The sequence below is a fragment of the Labedaea rhizosphaerae genome (assembly GCF_004362825.1).
GTDB lineage: Bacteria > Actinomycetota > Actinomycetes > Mycobacteriales > Pseudonocardiaceae > Labedaea > Labedaea rhizosphaerae.
The window spans coordinates 1-17,316 of the sequence record NZ_SNXZ01000012.1; the positions used below are offsets into that span (position 1 = coordinate 1).

A 17,316-nucleotide genomic window follows, 5' to 3' on the forward strand; every position below is an offset into this window, starting at 1 on the left:
GCCATCCACCCAGCCTGACCGCCAGTCGATCACCCACCCCGAACGCTGACCGGCGTGTCACCAAACCGGCCAACGTTCATGGACAGAGCACTAGGGATACTTCGACGAACTTGGGATAGCAGCAGGTGCCAGCGCGTTGACGCTGCTACCCGCTGCAACGCCGGTTCTTCCACGTCGAACGGCTCAGCCAGCATGTTGCTGATGTCCACTCACATCCGCAGCAGCCACGATCGCCTCCGCGCCGCGGTTCGTCGTCGCGAGCGAGCCACGACGAAAAGATTGGTGCCCGTCATGCTCTGCACCATGACTGCGGCCGGCTTGCTCCTGATCCTGGTAGACGTCACTAACCCTGGAGACCGGATCGAGCTGCTCAAAACTGGGCGGGGTCGTGGGTTGTTGGGCTTGGTCTTGTTGCCGCGCTTGAGCTTTTGGGCGTTTGGGCTGGTGATGGTGTGGACGTCGTGGCGTGGTGCGGGTTGGTGGTTGGGTTGTCCAGCTGGGCGTCCGGGGCCGGGTCGGGAGGATTTCGGGACACGGGCGGGGCAGGCGAGTTGTGGAGGTAGGTTCCGAAATCCTCGGCGGACTCTGGCTGGGGTGAGTCGCTGGGCGGCCTGGGGTTTCTCCCAGGGCCGGCGGAGGTCCGCGGTGTGATCGCGGGCGAGGCGGAGTTGGGTGTAGGCGGTGATCAACAGCCAGGTCCAGCGGTCTGCCGCCTGGGGTGAGCGAAGTTTCGGGGTGGTCCAGCCGAGGGTTTGTTTGAGCATGCGGAAGGTGTCTTCGATGTCGAAGCAGCGCAGGAACGCCTGCCAGGCCAGATCCACCTCAGCCGGGGTGAGGCTGGTGCCCGAGTGCCAGAGCCACATGGGTTTCGGGATCGCGCCGGAAGGCAACCGCTCGACCTGCAACCGGATCACGGTTCCCTCGATGATGGGTAGCGCGCCATCGTGACCGGCCCAGGCGATGCGGTGGGTCAGCCGTGGGTGCAGCCGGTCCCAGGCCCGGATCAGCGCAGGACCATAGAGCCGGGTCGTAGTCTCGGTGAGAACATCCGGCTCGCCCCAGGTATCCGGGTCACCGAAGACGAACTCGCCGCCGTGACGTCGGGGCCTGCCCCTCGTTCGCGGCATGGCGGGCGGTTGGGGCCGGACCGGGCGGTGCAGGACCCGATCCGAGCGCATCCGCACCAGCACCGTGATCGGCAGGTCACCCAGCACGTGCGCCAAACGCGGGCCGTCATAGCCGGCGTCGGCGACCAGCAGAATGTCCGGATCGCCTGATGACCAGTGCCCGGCAGCGATCAGCCGGCCCACCACCCCGCGGATCTGCCGGGCGGTCACGCTCGCGGCGTTGTCTCCGGGTGCGAGCCGGACGACGTCCAGCGGCGCGGTCCACGAACCACGGCCGGTCTCCAACGCGACCACGACCGAGTAGGGCCAGCCGGGCACCATGATGTGCTGGTCTTTGCCGCGGCCGTAGGTGTGACACAAGATCCGCTGCGAACAGGTATGCGCTTCCGGGCGCAGCCAGCAGGTCACATCCACAGCCAGCACCAGCCGCCCATCCGCGGCCCGGGGAAGCGACACCGACGCAAGCGCGGTGCGCAGCCTGTCGGCATCCACCGACCCGCGAGCCAGTGCGGCGTAGCCGCTGCCATGGCCGCGGCGATGCTCACCGACCAACGACAGCTCCGCGACCGACCGCACCGGCCCCTCAGCGCATAACACCGCATCGGTGAGCTCGAACAACGCATCCGCCCGCCGGGGCAGGCACCGATAGAACTCCTGCCGCAACACCGACAACTCCCCGGACATACCGGGACCACCGGCGTGGTGCACACTGATCAACTGAAGCCCTTGGCTCGATCTTCCCTCTGTCGCAAGAGGAATGATCAACCAAGGGCTTCACTCATGATCAACAGGGTCACCCGTCAACCACCCAGACGTTAAAACTCAAGCTAGTCTCTAAAACTGATTGAGGTTGTTGACAGTCTGGGCTACTGAACAGGCCAATCAGGTCGCCAAACAGACCGCCGCTGACGGCCGCCACGACGCGGAACAGCGGCGGATCACCGAGCTCTCAACTCCGGCGTGAATCGGGATGCCAAGCGGACGCTCTCGGCCTCCCGGAGGAAGGCGACCGGATGAAACCACCGCGACGCCCCGCTCCCGCAGAACACCCTGCTGCACGTGCCGGAGGGCGACGTAGACACCGTGTTTGCGTTCGGCTGGGGCACATCCCGCGTGAGTGAGCTGTTCCGGCGGGATTCCGACCGGATCATCGGCGAGGCCGCGGTGGCGACCGCAGCGGCACAGCTGGATGTCACCCGGCGTGTCCGAGGCAGTCAGGGCGGGTCTCAGGGTCCGTGACTTGGTCGCGATGACCGCATCCGGCGAGGCGATCGATTTCCGTCAGCCCCCGCCTTATTATCCCTTCGGAGTGGCCGAGACCACACCCCATGGGAGGAGTACGCGGCATGCGCAGGGAGGACGCGGGTTCGCGCACCGTGATCGGCCTCGCCGACGAGGCAGGCGCAGCCATTGAGCCGGCGGCTTGGGCGGAGCCGCTCGTCCAGCTCGGGAAGGTGGCCTGCGGGCGGCTGCGGGATCTTGGTGGCAGGCAGCTAGTCATCGCCATTTCTGTACCATGTCGGGACTACGCTGCTGCGCTCGTGGCGTCTGGATGGGCACTGGCGGCTCCCGCGCCGACGGCGGAGGCGCCGATCGACGTCTTCCGCAGGGTTACGGCGGGAACGCCCCTGCGAGTCGTCACCGAGAGGTTCGTGGCTGCAGGCCCGTTCGGCTGGCTCGATGAGGAACGCCCTGACCCACGAGTGTTCGTCGCAGGAAAGACGGTGCCAGTCGAGCGGTACAAGGTGGCCACGGTCCTGCGCGACCCCATCGAGGCTGTCGCGAGCGACCTGCCCCAACCTGGTTTTCTGGGACGCGAGCCAGCCGTTGCATCTACCTGGCTCGCGCGGATTGCTGAGCCAGCCGCTGACCTCGCACTGGTCGGCACCGCGTCGTGGCTGCGCGAAGACCTGGCCGCATATGTCGGGAGTCCACGCCCGGCGACAGCCACCGCTGTCCCCCTTGCGAACTACGTGTTGCCGGAAGGGCGTCAGGCGGCGACGTGGTCGACCAGGATCTACTCGGCCTCCAAGCTGGCCGACGAGCTGCCGATTCCGAGGTACTACCGCGGGGTGATCTTGGATGGATACGGTGCCATTAAGTACCTCGACAACATCGAGGCGCCGGTTGTGGTGTGCGTGATCGACAGGTCGGTCGCCGATGAGTCTGCGGCCGAGGTTGTGATGCAGGCGCGTAGCGCGAACAGCCGACCAATTTCTCTCCGCGAGGAATACGGCTGGCGACCACCTGCGGGGGTCGAGGCCCTCGCATTCACGGTGGCCCTATGAGCCGCATCCGCGATGTCATGCTTCGTTATGAAGCGGCAGCAATGGCTCGACACCACGGCGTCGAAATCCTTTCCGTAGGTGACCCCGCAGGAGCTGAGCTGAATCAGGCTGTGCACCGGGTTGCCTTCCTGATGCAGGAGAACGGCGCCGATGTATGGGGCGGCCTTTTTCGTGCCGTCAACGCGCTACGCTGGCGGCGCCTGACGCAGATTCAGCCCGGTGCTCTGAACGATGCGGCGCGCGAGGCGGCGGACGGGACGATTCGGGAAGCTGGCCACCTCCGGCGCACCGTTTCTGATGAACGGCTGCTTGATCAGGTGATAGCGGCGGCTCACTGGGTGCTGGGTGCTGACTCGCCAGCCGGGGCGCTCTTGTTGGAGTCGATCGAGGAGGTCGGCGCCGCGGGCTGCATCGTCATCGCCGGCAGCCGCGCCGCCCAAGCGGGCATGCGACCATGGCTGCGTGAACACGGCGTGTCCGTGTTCACTTTCGGGGACTTGGGTCTTGGAAGTGCCGACATTGAGCAGGCATACGTCGTCGGACCGCCGCGGTTCTTTCCGTCGACGCTCGTGACCGCCCCGCCCACCGGGCAAGTCTCATTCGTGGCGCCAGCCTGGTTCCGTGACCGCGCGCTCCCAGTCTCGCGGCTGGCTGTCTATGCCGAAGGCGCGCTTCGGGTCCAGTCCCATATCTCCCCCATCGGTGACATGACCGAGCCTGTCACGTCGGTCGCCGAGGCTGACCTGCACGAGGACGTCTACGCCCCCGAACCGAACTGGGACCGTCCAGAGGCGCCTACCCGCGAGCCATCCAACGATGAAGTCGAAGCGAGCAAGATCCTCCTCGGCGGTGGATACGCGATCTGGCTCGATGACGGCGAGCGCATCCGCACACTGGATCCGCGCCAGCCGACCGGAGAGCGTGTCACATACACGCCGGTCGATCGCGTGATGCCGGGCACGTACCTCGTCCTCCGCGTCGGCGCCACTGAGCGCCACGCGATGCACGACGCGGCGTTGGCGCTGATCGGCAAGCGTGCCGCGAGCACCGCTGCGACGCAGGCCGCGTGGAAGGACGGACTCGCGGCCCGCATCCAAGCGCGCGGACGCAGCGAGGTGGTGAGCCAGCTCCGTGCCCTCGGCGTTAAGTCAGCTCACCGAGCGCCAGCCTGGACCGAGCCGACGTTGATCTGCCCAAAGAATGATCACGACCTGACGCTATTGCTTGGCTGGCTCGACCTGCAACCCGAGCCATCGCACGGAAATGCGGTGCGGCTCCGGCGGGCCTTGCACCGGGCCAGCGCAGCGCTGCGCGAGGAACTTGAGACGGCCGCCGCCAAGGCCGACCTGGCGGCGCTGGAGGCGGACGGTCACTTGCGGCTCGACCTGGAGCGGGAGGGCTTCCGCGGGATGGTCGTCGCCCGCGTGCTCGCGATCTCTCCCTATACGGAGATTGTTGCCCGCCAGAAGGCACGCGTGCCGTTCCGGGACGGCGGTGCGTTGTGGCTCGAATGATCCCGGCCTACTTCCCGGAATCGTCACCCCCCGGCGAGAAGGCCCTCTACTCTGCGCTCGCCGGGTGTGAGGGGACCGACGGCTGGACGGTTCTCCACTCGGTGGGCATCGCGGACCACATCAAGAATCCGCAAGGCGAGGCCGACTTCGTCGTCGTCGTGCCGGAGCAGGGCGTGCTTGTTATCGAGGTCAAGTCGCACCTGACCGTGGAGTACCGCGACGGGGTTTGGCACCTGGGACGAGACAAACCGACGATGCGCGGCCCGTTCCGGCAGGCGAGTGATGCGAAGTTCAGCCTCCGCAACTTTCTGCAGCGCAAGCAGATCGATGTGAGCTCGCTGCCGGTCGTCAGTGCGGCCTGGTTCACTGCGGTCCGCGCCCGGGCCTCCCTGGGCAGCTCGCCTGAATGGCACGTGTGGGAAGTCCTCGACTCTCAAGACCTCCGGACCGGTGTCAAGGCGGCAGTACTCCGGACGCTTGCCGCAGGCCGAGCCCACCTTGAGGCCACGGTTTCTGGCTTCGTGTCTGGTGGCGGGCGGCCTGACGCGGCAACTGCGCAGCGTATCTGCGCGGCGCTGCGTCCGACGTTTGAGTTCGGCGTCGTCGCCGGTGATCTGCGGCGCGCACGCGAGGACCAGCTCGTCCACTTCATCGCCGAGCAGTTCGACGCACTTGACGCGATGGCCGATAACCGAGCGGTGCTCTTCACGGGGCCGGCAGGATCCGGGAAAACGCTGCTCGCCATGGAAGCGGCCCGGCGCGAGATCGAGATGGGCTACAGCGGAAGGTTGATCTGCTTCAACCGCTTCCTCGGGCAGCGGCTTGCAGCCGACATGCCTGGCAACGAGCGCCTCGTTGTGGGCACCCTCCACCAGCAGATGCTCCGCGTGGCCGGGATCAGCGCACCGGCTGGAGTGGACACGGACTTCTGGACCGAGGAGCTCCCCAGCCTGGCCGTGGAGGCAATCGCCGAAGCCGGCGATCAAGCAGCGGCAGATTTTCTGGTGGTCGACGAGATCCAGGACGTCGCATGCGAGGGCTATCTCGATGTGCTGGACCTGATGCTTAAAGGAGGACTGGAACGGGGCAGACTGCTGCTGTTCGGCGACTTCGAGCGACAAGCCATTTACGAAGGTGCAGACGGGCGTCAATTGCTCCGCGACCGGGTCCCCCGCCTGACGAGCAGCAGGCTCGGCTACAACTGCCGGAACCTGCCCAGGATCGGATACATCGTCAACCGGTTCAGCGGTCTCAAACCGGGTTACGAACGATTCCGTCGAGCCGATGACGGCACCAATCCGGAATGGCGGACCTACCGAGCGGGAGCAGACCAAACGCCCAAGCTGCTCGATGCGATCCACACGCTGCGCGACGAGAACTACGAGCTGCACGAGATCGTTGTGCTCAGCCCGCTCGCCGAAGGCTCTGTCGCTGCATCGACAACAGATGGTTGGTTGCGCCAGGTGCTCCGGCCAGCTGACGGACGCCCGCGCAAGCGCGGAGAGCTTCAGTTCTCGACGATCCAAGCATTCAAGGGATTGGAAGCACCGGCCGTTGTCGTGACCGATCTTGATCGGACCGTCGTCCCCAACTTCGACTCAGTCATGTACGTGGGGCTGACGAGAGCGACCGACCGCCTGTGGGGCGTTATCGAAGAGGGAACCCTCCGAGCCGGGCTGGAAGGAACGCTGTGACTGGGGTGGAAGCACGCGACATCGTCCAGGCCGCGGTACGACGCGAGGTCTTCGGTCCGCCGCAAGGCGAGGCGCCGATGGGTAAGCCGATCGACTGCTCGGGTCCGACCTACAGCTTCGACAAGAAGGAGGACGCCGACGGCCAGTTCCACGACCGGGACACACTCGAGGAGGTGCTGACCCGGTCAGACCCGATTCGTCGCTACGGGATCGGCGTTCTGTTCGGTGGTGCGAGCACGGCGGGCACCGCGATCGCAGACGAAGAACCCGTGGTGATCCCCGGTCTCGCCGAAAATGAAGACAACCCGGACGCCGATCAGCCGCCCGTTACCGTTGAGGGAAGGCTACGTCACGACGAGGCTGACTCGGACGACTTTGACCTATCAGACGCCAACCGCCGCAGGCCGGCGGCGATGGCGATCTCGTTCAAAGTGCGGGTACCCGTCGGCGGCGCCTTGAGTGTCAGCGTCGCCGGAGCGTATTACGATCGTGTTCGCGTGACCATTCCCGCGGTCGCCACGCCGCGCGATTGGTGGGTACGGCGGCCGTTTGAGCTCATCGGGGAGATACCTGGCGATACCGTGCTGCGCGACCTGAATCAGTTGAAGGTGGTCCCAGCCAAGGCCGTCGCCCTCAACAGCAAGCTGCCGCCAACGCGGACACCGGCGGTGCGGGTCTTCAGCCGAATGGTGCCGCGCGAGACAAGCGAGGACCTGCGACTCGTCACTGTCGCCGTTGTGAACGAGGCGCCAGAGACCGGCGCGGCCAGTGCCTTCTTCCAGCTCGACTTCATGGTGACTGCGACGAATGGCGTCGCCATCGAGCCGTATCCGGACGTGGATCAGCCAGATAGCGACGATGAGGAGCGGTCCATCGCGTTGCTGTACCGAAACCGCCGGACGTACGCGATCGGGCATGGCTGCGCAGCAACCTGGGGCGGTTCGGACGGCGTTGCTTGGGTCAAGGCTGACCCGGTGCCGACGTATGAGGTGGAGAGCCTCACCCCCGATGTCGTCGAGAAGCACCCTGATGGCACGAGGACGCCGGTGAGCGTCAGCATGGCGGCGCTGGCTGACAACACCCCCGAGGGACGCGCGCAGGTTGAGACGGTACTGCGCCTCTACAGCAGGTGGATCGAAGAACGCCACGCACTGGTTCCCGGCCTGGAGACGCAGGCGTTCCGCGACACGGCCATCCGTCACCTCGACCTATGCAGAGACCAGCTCGCGCGCATGGCGGAAGGCTGGCGGCTCGCTCAGACGGATCCGCTCACCGCTCGGGCCTTCCAGCTCGCCAACTACGCGATGCTGTTCCAGCAGGTCCGCTCGCGACTGAAGCCCCGCGATGTCATCCGTAACCGTGACGGTATCTACCGGCCAGAAGGCGCCCACCCAGACGCTAAGCCGGGCGAGCGCGACGGCATGTGGCGTGCGTTCCAGATCGCGTTCGTCCTCGCGAGTCTGCCCGAGCTGGTCAACCCAAAACACGAGCGGCGGCCACTCGTCGACTTGATCTTCTTCCCGACGGGTGGCGGCAAGACCGAGGCCTACCTTGGCGCGGCGGCCATTTCGCTCCTCGCGCGTCGCTTGCGCAACAAGGACGACGCCGGTACGGACATCCTGATGCGGTACACGCTGCGGCTTCTGACTGCACAGCAATTCCTCCGAGCGTCCTCCCTCATCTGCGTCCTCGAAGATATTCGATCGAAGAATGAAGACGAGCTCGGGACGGCGCCCTTCGGCATCGGCGTCTGGCTGGGCGGTTCATCGACACCCAACACTTGGAAGGACGCAAAGAAGAGCCTCCGGGAGTTGCAGTCCAACTACACGGCCTCCAACAAGTTCCTGCTTCTCAAGTGCCCGTGGTGCGGTACCAAGATGGGACCGATTCGGAACAAGAACGGCCAAGACACAATCGGCTACGTACTGGCCGACCCCAAGGTCGTATTGCGCTGCGTCGACGACGAATGCCGGTACGGCGGTCGGCGCGGACTTCCGGTCCACGTCATCGACGAGGACATCTACGAGTCGCGTCCCTCGATCGTGATCGGCACGGTCGACAAGTTCGCGACGATGACCTGGCGGCCGCAGGCTCGGAGCCTGTTTGGGCTCGGTGACGACGGCGAGCGCGTCGTCTCGCCGCCCAGCCTGATCATTCAAGACGAGCTGCACCTGATTTCGGGACCGCTCGGCTCCATGGTCGGCCTCTACGAACCGGTCATCGACGACCTGGCGACCGACCGTCGCGGCGACGACCCGGTGCCCGCCAAGATCATCGCGTCGACGGCCACCGTTCGAAGGTACGAAGATCAGATCAAGGGTCTGTTCGGCCGCAAGAAGGTAGCGCTCTTCCCGCCCCACGGCATCGAGGAGGGGCACTCTTTCTTCGCAGAGCCAGCCACCGTCGACGGCGAGCGTGCCCCCGGGCGGCGCTACCTCGGGATCATGTGGGCGTCAGATGGATCAACGCAGACGGTTCAAACCCGCGTCGCCGCCGCCACGCTCCAGGCAGGGACATCGATCCCGGAGGAGTTCCGGGATGGCTACTGGACCAACCTGAACTTCCTCAACAGCCTGCGCGAGCTCGGCAACACCGTCTCGCTTCTGGAATCGGACGTGCCCGACTACCTGGTCGGTTTGAAGCGCCGCGACGGCATCACCCCACGGTGGCCACGCAATACGATGGAGCTAACGTCACGTCGCCGGAGTGACGAGATTCCAAAGGCCATCCAGCAGCTCGAAACTTCGCTGCCATCGGATGATTGCGTCGACATCTGCCTTGCCTCGAACATCATCGAGGTCGGCGTCGACATCGACCGGCTTGGTCTTATGACAATCGTTGGCCAGCCCAAGACCACAGCGCAGTACATCCAGGTAAGTGGTCGCGTCGGCCGCAAGGCCACAGTGCCGGGCCTGGTCATCACGATCTACGGCGCCACCAAGCCCCGAGACCGCTCCCACTACGAGCGCTTCCGCACCTATCACCAGCAGCTCTACGCGCAGGTCGAACCAACGTCGGTGACACCTTTCGCCGAGCCCGTCTTGAAGCGCGCGTTGCACGCCTCGGCCATCGCTCGGATGCGCCAGCTCCAGCCGGCACTCGAACCAAATCCCTTCCCGAAGGACGACTTCGACGCAGCGATCGAGCTGATCCGAACACGAGCCGAACTCGCAGACCCCGAAGAACTCACGATCTTCGACCACTGGGTTCGAGCGCGGTCGCGGCAATGGGACACGGGCGAACGGACAGTGTGGGCCGCCAGCACGTACTTCGACGGCGATCCGAAGGAAGGCATCCTTCTTCCTGCCGGTTCGCTGGCTGATCCAGATAACAAGGCGCTGGTGTGGGAGACGCCGCTCAGCATGCGCAGCGTCGATGCCGAGTGTCGGCTGAAGGTGTCGCAGGCCTACCTCATTGAGGACGCTGGACCCGAGGAGGGGGACCTATGAGTACTGGCAACATGCGGCGGGCGCAGCTCGTGACGCCATTCGGCGTCGGCGCCATGAGCGTGCTCGTCGACGGCACATCCGTGATCACCGCGGGGCTGGATCACTGGTTCCCAAAAAGCGACCCGACTTTCGCACCTGAGGACTTCATCGTTCATGACTGGCGTCTTGAGTCCCGCCTGAAGGTCAAGGAGTTCCGCCTGCCGCCGGACTATCGGACCCAAGCAGGTTCAGACCCCCGGAACGTCCGGCTCACGGTGCCAGTGCTCCGATTCCCATGCTGGTCATTCTGCATGTATTGCAAGCGCTTGGCGCACAAACCGCTGAGTTTCCAGGACGTCGTGCGCTGTGACGATCCAGCGCACGAGGGTCGCAAGCGCAAGGGACCTCGCATGTCGCAGGTGCCCTTCGTCACCATCTGCACCGATGGGCACCTCGACGACTTCCCCTTCGCCGAGTGGGTCCACCGCAGCCACAACCCACGTTGTCGCGGTGTGCTCCGGCTGTTCTCAATCGGTGGAGGCGGCCTCGAAGGCCAGGTCGTCCGCTGCGGCTACGACGCGCAAGGCAAGCGCGACGAGAGGCTCGGCTGTGGTGCGTCGCGATCTCTCCAGGGCATCACGACCGTTCGACCCCGGGGTAGGGATGGTGCGGAGCGGACCGTCCTGACCGAAGACCTGGCAGGCAGCGGTGGCGACCCCTACTACTGCACCGGCGCCAGGCCGTGGCTGCATCAGGTCGACGGCCCGTGTGACAAGGCAGTGCGCGCGGCGCTCCGCGCGGCCGGCAACGTCTACTTCCCCAAAGTCGAGTCTTCGATCTATCTGCCGCAACAAGAAGGCTTGGTCAGCGCAGCAATGCGAGACCTGCTGCGTCGTGCCGATGTTGGCCCGGTCCTGAGCCTGCTGTTCTCCTTCGCCGGCGCTGCAGCTACGGCTGCGCAGATCCGCGATGCTCTCCCGGCCGAGCTGTTCGCCGACCACTCCGATGAGGAACTAGTCGCGGCCTACCGCGACCTACACGGCATCGGCGCCGAGCCTCCAGCGGCAATCGACGAGACCGACCTCGATGACCTCGAAGTTGAAGGCCTCTGGCGGTACCCGGAATTCAAGAAGATTCGCGAAACGCCAGACGACGACGCGCTCCGCGCGACTGACCCTGAAGTTCACCCTGACCTCACATCGCACATCGGTCGCGTCCGGAGCGTCAACGTCCTGGTAGAGACGCGGGCACTTCGTGGCTTCACCCGCGGGCAGGACGGCGAGCTAAAGCTGCCGGTCGGCAAGGCAATGCTTCGCCGGAAAGGGCTGGCTCCGGACAAGGACTGGCTCCCCGCCTACGTTGTCAAGGGCGAAGGCATCTACATCGAGATCGACCCCAAACAGCTGGCGCGATGGGAAGCCCGAGGCGATATTCAGGATCGGGCGGACAAGATCGGCACCCGCTACGGCCAGGTCATGATCGATCGCGGCGCCCGAGCCCGCGACCTGAGCCCACGATTCATCATGATGCACACGCTCGCCCACCTGCTCATCAACGAACTCGTCTTCGCTTGTGGGTACAGCTCGGCCTCGCTCCGCGAACGGCTCTACGTGTCACGCCAGGGCGGCCGAGACATGGCCGGCCTCCTGATCTACACAGCCGCAGGCGACTCAGAAGGCACCATGGGCGGCCTCGTCCGCATGGCTCGAACCGAGCGCCTCCGTTCGGTGTTCGCCGCCGCCTTGCGCGACGCACGGTGGTGCTCGACTGATCCAGTGTGCATGGATGCCGGGCAAAAGGGGCAAGGCCCGGACTCATGCAACATGGCAGCCTGTCACGGCTGCGCCCACCTGCCCGAGACCAGCTGTGAGGAATTCAACCGCTTCCTCGACCGCGGCCTCGTCGTCGGCACGTTTGCCGACCCAACCCTCGGCTTCTTCTCGGGCATCACCCTGTGACGTGACGGATTCGTCCTTTAGCGGCGTCCCAGGTACGCGCGTGCTGGTCGTCATCGAAATCGGCAGGCAGACACCGCAGTGATCTGGTGCTACGGGCAGCCGCCGACCCCGGTTTCTTAGCTTGAGCAACCAAGCCGAGACCGATGTCAACGACGTCGTGAGCTGTCCCGACGCCGACCTATGCGGAATCCGCATCGCGGCACGAATACACGACCAACCTCCTATACGGCACCCGTCGCGTGATCGTCGACATCGGCGCAGGCGAACACGATCAAGGCGATCCCTTCGGCCAGCCAGATCGCCACGACAGCCGAACGCGTCGACGAGGTGGGCATTTCGCCTGCAACTGCCTTACAGGGGTACGCCATCGAATAGCAACCCTCGGCCCGCATGCGGGATCGACCCGGATTCTGCTCTACGCGTCGCCGTTGGGCGCGGACGCCTTGGCCGAACCTGCTAGCGCCCACGTAGACCGGTCGCCAGCCTGACTCAACACCCGGCGCTGACCTGCCGTTCAGGTGAGCCGCCGAGCTCATCCGAGCAGCGGGCATCGTGGCGATCCAAATCTTGCTCGCCACTGCGCCTCGGCCCCGAACTCGCCGACGCACTCTACGACGCGACGTTGCGACACAACCTCACCGACACCGCCCAACGCCAATTCAATCAGGGATGGGGCCAACCATGTTCCCGCTTCCCCCAGGAGGACTCGCCGCGACGCGAACTGGCCACATCAGCGAACGCAGCCGCGAGCTCACCATACAACAGATTCGCTCTAGATTCCTACCTATATGATATGGTTCATGCACCACTTAGCCAATCTACAATTCCCGCAGTGATCGTTAATCCTGTAAGTGCTTCGATCCAGGAGAATTGCCCGGAGGGGTTCGCCTCAAGAAATCGGTGATCTCCATTCGGTTCAACTATCATGTCTATCGCGGCAAAGACTAAACCAGCCCGATGCATAAACTCAAAGAGTGCCCTCTCAACGCCTGTATCAATTTGAACAGCATCATGCGGCACCGAAGCAGTATCGTAATGACGCCAGTCAACTTTAGCTCTCGGACTCTTCTGCGAATCTATTCGACAGGCGAAGATCCGTTCACCAACAACCGTGATACGCAGCTCATAGGACTTCTCCACATACGGCTGCACGAGCACCGGAGAGCGCGCCACGCGAGAAGACAGCCGAAGAGCATCCGCCTGGGCCAGGCGTCGAGTATAGGTACCGTAGGGCGTTTCCGAGCCGACGACATCGCTATGCCAAGAGATCGGAGCCTTGACGGCAACATCGTCTCCCTGGAGCGACGCGACAAAGAGCGAGTATTCCTCAGGGTTATTGGTGAATATCGTAGGAACAGTCAACAAACCCGCGTCACCAGCAATCCGAGCTTGAAGCAGCTTGTCACGCTCAAGAGGTCTGCTTGAAGAGTAGGGATTCATCCATGCAGCTTTAATGGAATATAACGACTCCCACGCCGCCCGGTAGGTCTTCAACTCGAAATCGGCGACACTTTCGCTCACTGCACGAAAGGATGATAGAGACGGCATTCGCGGGCGTCTTAGCCAGACCCTCGTATGACTGTTGATATCCACCCTCCTGCCGCCCTCGTCAACTATAGAGGCAACACCGTCGACAGACGAGATACTCACCTTATGGCGACCCGGTTCCGATGGATCAATAACCGAAACGGAAAAACCCTTTTTCTCCAGCCCAAAATAGACTGGGCTGAGAACGTCGTTAGTCTCGCTTGAGATGATGGCGAGCCGCAAATCTTGGGTAGACATATGCTAATATTGAGGTTTTCAGCAGTGAGCTCGCGCGCTAGTCATCATCGTCGTGAAAGTCATAGTTCCAATGCTTCTGACCGTTAGTCTCCTCACCCGTAAAGGTCTTGTATTTAGTCATAGCACCGAGCCGCGCCGGCGCCGTGTCGTCTTCCATCGGCTCCGCGAGAAATATCATCAGCGGCGTGTCAGCACATTGCATTTCAGAACTCGTTATTTGCATTTAGTCCACTACCTCTGTCATGTCTCAACTAGATGGTCCTGAGTCCAGACCCTGATGCTGAGTCGGCCAAGAAGCCGATACTGTTACATGCGCCGCAATGTAAACCCCTTCACAGCACTGCTATAGACGCCGTACAGGGAGGTCACGACCGCACTCGACGTGGGCGTGTGCTGCCAGGACAACAGCCCGCGACATGCCGGTCATGGTCGGGATGGTCTGGTTGCAGACCAACGCAACGCCGTAGCAGATGCATCGCGTTTCCAGCCAGGTGCGGGACTTGCAGTCCTTGCCGTACACCCCATGAGCGGTCGCCCAAGTCGTCGGAACATCGGTATCCAGCGCTCAAGCGAGCATGTCCTGGGCCAGGAAGGTCTTCGTGGCGAACTCCACCTCATCGGGTCACGACTTCCCGACACTGTTGCCGGTCGCTTGTCCAGGACTTCGGCAGATATCGCATCCGCTCGTTGCCATCTGTTGTTCAGCCGACCCGCCGGCGGGTGAATAGTGTGCACGACCGGCCTCGGACACATCATCAACTCTCTGACCAGCGGTTTTCTTCGCTCAGTTGATCTTGCTTCACTGACTTGCTGGTCGCGGGCGTGGGGTTCGTGTATCCCACCCGGTTACGCGCATGCTTCGCTCGGCGTCGACTGCCGCACTCAACCATCAGCCGGCGAATGCGGTCGGCCGCAGCCTGCGGGTCATCGTGCTCCCAGACCCAGATCGCCAACCAGGCAGCTGCCGCAAGCTCTTTATCGGTGTCTCGATCCCTGAAGGCGACACCGCTATCCGTGCACCGCGCATGCCGGGCATAACCGGGATCGAGTTCCTAGGCAAGTCCCAGGCCCGGTTCCCGTCGGCCCGGCGGGTCCTGCTCACCGGCTACGCCAACACCGAGGCCGCCATCGACGCCATCAACCAGGTGAAGCTGCACCACTACCTCGTCAAACCGTGGGAGCCGCCGACCGAGCGCCTGTACCCCATGCTGGACGACCAGCTGGCGGAGTGGCAGTCGACCTACGAGCCGCCGTACAAGAGCATCCGCATCATCGGCCACCGGTTCTCCCCCGCGACGCACCAGCTCCGCGACTTCCTCACCCGCCTGCTGCAACCGTTCCCCTTCGTCGACGTCGCGGCCGAGGCCCCGGACACCCGCGAGGTGGCGGCGGTGGAGCTCCCGGACGGCCGCCGGCTCGTGCAGCCGGATCGAGAACTACCTCGGCTTCCCGCCGGGGTGAGGGGGCCGAGCTGACCCGCCGCGCGGTGACGCAGGCCCGCCGGTTCGGCACCGAACTGCTCATGCCGGTCCGGGCGGTGTCGTTGCGCCGGGCCGGCCGGGCGTACCTGGTCGGACCGTCCGACGGACGCGAGATCGAGGCAGGGAGCCTGTTGCTGGCAACGGGTTTGTCGCATCGCCGGCTCGTGGTCGGCGGCGGCGGGCGGTCCGAGGCCACGCTGTACTCGGGCCAGCAGGTGGTGATCGTCGGCGGCGCGAACTCGGCGGGCCATGCGGCGCTGCACTTCGCCCACACGCCGGGCAGGTCCTGCTGGTTGTGCGCGGGCCGTCACTGGCCGGCCGGATGTCGCGCTACCTGGTCGGCGAGATCGAGGCGACACCGAACATCGACACGCACCTGAACACGGAGGTCGCCGCCGTGTCGGGCTCCTCGCACCTGGAGCAGATTCTGTTGCGCGACAACCGGACCGATGCCGCGGAGACGGTCACGGCGTCGTCGATGTTCAGCTTCAGCGGGGCGCCCCCGCACACCGAGTGGCTGGCCGGCGCCGTACGCCGCGACGCCAACGGCTACCTGCTCACCGGTTCGGCCCTGACCGGCCTGCTCGACGAGCGCTGGGACCTCCTCCGCGAGCCGATGCTGCTGGAGACCAGTGCGCCGGGCGTGTTCGCCGCAGGCGACGCCCGCGCCGACTCGGTCAAGCGCATCGCGTCGGCCGTGGGCGAAGGAGCGCTCGCGATGGCCCTGATCCACCAGCACGCGGCCAGCGTCTGACCTTCATCGACGAAGATCAAGCCGGTCAGTAGTAGCTGCGCAGGTCGAACAACATGTCAACACGCTGGCCATGACGGCCCCAGCCTGGTCATGCCCAGCGCAAGGGCCTGATCGACGACGGCGATCAGCGTGTGCCGCTGGGTCTCGAGGAACTCCAGCGGATCGGCGAGCAGCGCGCCGGTGGCGGTTTCGTCCAGGGACATCCTGCCAACGTTCGACCGCACACGCACCTCTGCAACAGCGGCGCGCACCAACAATGGCACCCCACAGGGGCAGCCCAACCTCCATAAGCCACGACGTGAGCGGCAAGTTCTTGCACGCTGACGGCTACATCGGGAACCTGGTCGTCTTCAGATCCACCACCGAGACGGCGTCCCACTGGGTGATCTGCCAGGTCGGAACGATCTGACCCTGCACCCTCGCAGTCCGACCACCGCGGCCAAAACAGAGAGTGATCGCCAAGGTGGCAGCGGTGGGGCGTCAAGTGATGGTGCCCTCGCGCCGCCGGCGGCCCCGGCGGTCGCCGCTCCCTATCGGCAGCCGCGTGCGCGGCCAACCCCAACGACTCCTGCGCGCTCAAACCGTTGGTGATGGCGATCCTCGCGGTCAAGGGCCGCGGCCACCACCGGCTCGACATCCGATATGACCGCTACGTCAACCAGTTCTGCGCCTTCCTCACCTCGCGACACAGTCTTAGTGGACACAAATTGGACAGTATGATTCGAGGCGTAACGGAACTGTCACAGCTGCGATTACTCCGAGTACGTATGACGGATGGCCGGTCGTGTTTCCGACTAGTGAATTTGACGCAAAGGAGAAGGCTTGTGGCATGCGCGTGCGAGAAAGACAGGGGCCGGGGGAACAAGTGCGCCTGGTGCAAGGAGGCAATCGCCCATGGCAAGCCTACGTCCCAACACAGGTGTTCATCGTTCGGAAAGTGTTCCTGAGCTCGAGGTTCAACTCACAATCTATATGACCGCAGTGACGCACAGTAAGGGTTCGCGCGAAACAATTAGTTTGGCAACGCCGGTATTTGGGCCCTCTTGGGGCCGGACCGCAGAGGTCCGGCCCCACGGACACGAGCGGGGCCATAGCCCGCTCTTGCACTTCCGGATGAAAGGCTCAAGGACAATGACGAGTGCCATAGCTGTCGTGCATGTTATTGGATTCATCGCAGCGGCTGGCGTCGGGCGCTCGCGCGCAGGCATCAGCCAGCGGGGCCGACTCTCCGCCGATCTGGTGTTCGGGAGCCTGCCATGGTCTCTCGTGCAGATGGCCTCAATGGTC

Annotated in this window: 10 protein-coding genes and 1 pseudogene; 8 read left to right on the forward strand and 3 right to left on the reverse strand. The window is 64.4% G+C overall.

All coding sequences use genetic code 11. The annotated features are described in order from the left end of the window. Positions 1 to 209: 209 nt before the first annotated feature. The gene (locus EV186_RS40395) at positions 210 to 1,793 is read right to left on the reverse strand and encodes an NF041680 family putative transposase (RefSeq protein ID WP_243754529.1); all 1,584 of its coding nucleotides are present in this window, start codon (positions 1,791 to 1,793) and stop codon (positions 210 to 212) included. Positions 1,794 to 2,159: 366 nt separating this feature from the next. Here EV186_RS40395 and EV186_RS40895 point away from each other — a divergent pair. The 6 genes and pseudogenes from EV186_RS40895 to drmB all read left to right on the forward strand — a co-directional run. Then, positions 2,160 to 2,366, forward strand: a pseudogene (locus EV186_RS40895) (NaeI family type II restriction endonuclease); the annotation flags it as partial. A gap of 107 nt (positions 2,367 to 2,473) precedes the next feature. Next, positions 2,474 to 3,415: a hypothetical protein gene (locus tag EV186_RS39745; protein ID WP_208116005.1), complete on the forward strand. Its 942-nt coding sequence runs from the start codon at positions 2,474 to 2,476 to the stop codon at positions 3,413 to 3,415. Further along, positions 3,412 to 4,929: a hypothetical protein gene (locus EV186_RS37480; RefSeq protein ID WP_133854308.1), complete on the forward strand. Its 1,518-nt coding sequence runs from the start codon at positions 3,412 to 3,414 to the stop codon at positions 4,927 to 4,929. Before EV186_RS39745 ends, EV186_RS37480 begins: the two co-directional genes overlap by 4 nt. Further along, positions 4,926 to 6,623: an NERD domain-containing protein gene (locus tag EV186_RS37485; RefSeq protein ID WP_133854309.1), complete on the forward strand. Its 1,698-nt coding sequence runs from the start codon at positions 4,926 to 4,928 to the stop codon at positions 6,621 to 6,623. The genes EV186_RS37480 and EV186_RS37485 overlap by 4 nt, the downstream gene beginning before the upstream one ends. A 5-nt stretch (positions 6,624 to 6,628) precedes the next feature. After that, a complete protein-coding gene (locus tag EV186_RS37490) occupies positions 6,629 to 10,072 on the forward strand; it encodes a helicase-related protein (RefSeq protein ID WP_208116006.1) in 3,444 nt (1,147 codons plus the stop codon). After that, positions 10,069 to 12,009, forward strand: coding sequence for a DUF1998 domain-containing protein (gene drmB / locus EV186_RS37495; RefSeq protein ID WP_133854311.1), 1,941 nt, complete (start codon positions 10,069 to 10,071; stop codon positions 12,007 to 12,009). Before EV186_RS37490 ends, drmB begins: the two co-directional genes overlap by 4 nt. Positions 12,010 to 12,807: 798 nt before the next feature. Here the strand turns inward: drmB and EV186_RS37500 are convergent. Next, entirely contained in the window at positions 12,808 to 13,530 is a 723-nt protein-coding gene (locus EV186_RS37500; RefSeq protein ID WP_133854312.1) for an MvdC/MvdD family ATP grasp protein, read from the reverse strand. A gap of 1,289 nt (positions 13,531 to 14,819) precedes the next feature. Here EV186_RS37500 and EV186_RS37505 point away from each other — a divergent pair. Beyond that, the gene (locus tag EV186_RS37505) at positions 14,820 to 15,269 is read left to right on the forward strand and encodes a response regulator (protein ID WP_133854313.1); all 450 of its coding nucleotides are present in this window, start codon (positions 14,820 to 14,822) and stop codon (positions 15,267 to 15,269) included. 301 nt (positions 15,270 to 15,570) lie between these two features. Beyond that, entirely contained in the window at positions 15,571 to 16,029 is a 459-nt protein-coding gene (locus EV186_RS37510) for an NAD(P)/FAD-dependent oxidoreductase (protein WP_133854314.1), read from the forward strand. A gap of 56 nt (positions 16,030 to 16,085) precedes the next feature. Here the strand turns inward: EV186_RS37510 and EV186_RS39295 are convergent, their stop codons facing one another. Continuing rightward, a complete protein-coding gene (locus EV186_RS39295; RefSeq protein WP_166659523.1) occupies positions 16,086 to 16,232 on the reverse strand; it encodes a hypothetical protein in 147 nt (48 codons plus the stop codon). Between the last annotated feature and the right edge of the window lie 1,084 nt (positions 16,233 to 17,316).

Coding starts and splice junctions, on each gene's coding strand:
- EV186_RS39745 (WP_208116005.1), top strand. CDS start 2,474: ATGCGCAGGGAGGACGCGGGTTCGCGCACCGTGATCGGCCTCGCCGAC.
- EV186_RS37480 (WP_133854308.1), top strand. CDS start 3,412: ATGAGCCGCATCCGCGATGTCATGCTTCGTTATGAAGCGGCAGCAATG.
- EV186_RS37485 (WP_133854309.1), top strand. CDS start 4,926: ATGATCCCGGCCTACTTCCCGGAATCGTCACCCCCCGGCGAGAAGGCC.
- drmB (WP_133854311.1), top strand. CDS start 10,069: ATGAGTACTGGCAACATGCGGCGGGCGCAGCTCGTGACGCCATTCGGC.
- EV186_RS37505 (WP_133854313.1), top strand. CDS start 14,820: ATGCCGGGCATAACCGGGATCGAGTTCCTAGGCAAGTCCCAGGCCCGG.
- EV186_RS39295 (WP_166659523.1), bottom strand. CDS start 16,232: ATGTCCCTGGACGAAACCGCCACCGGCGCGCTGCTCGCCGATCCGCTG.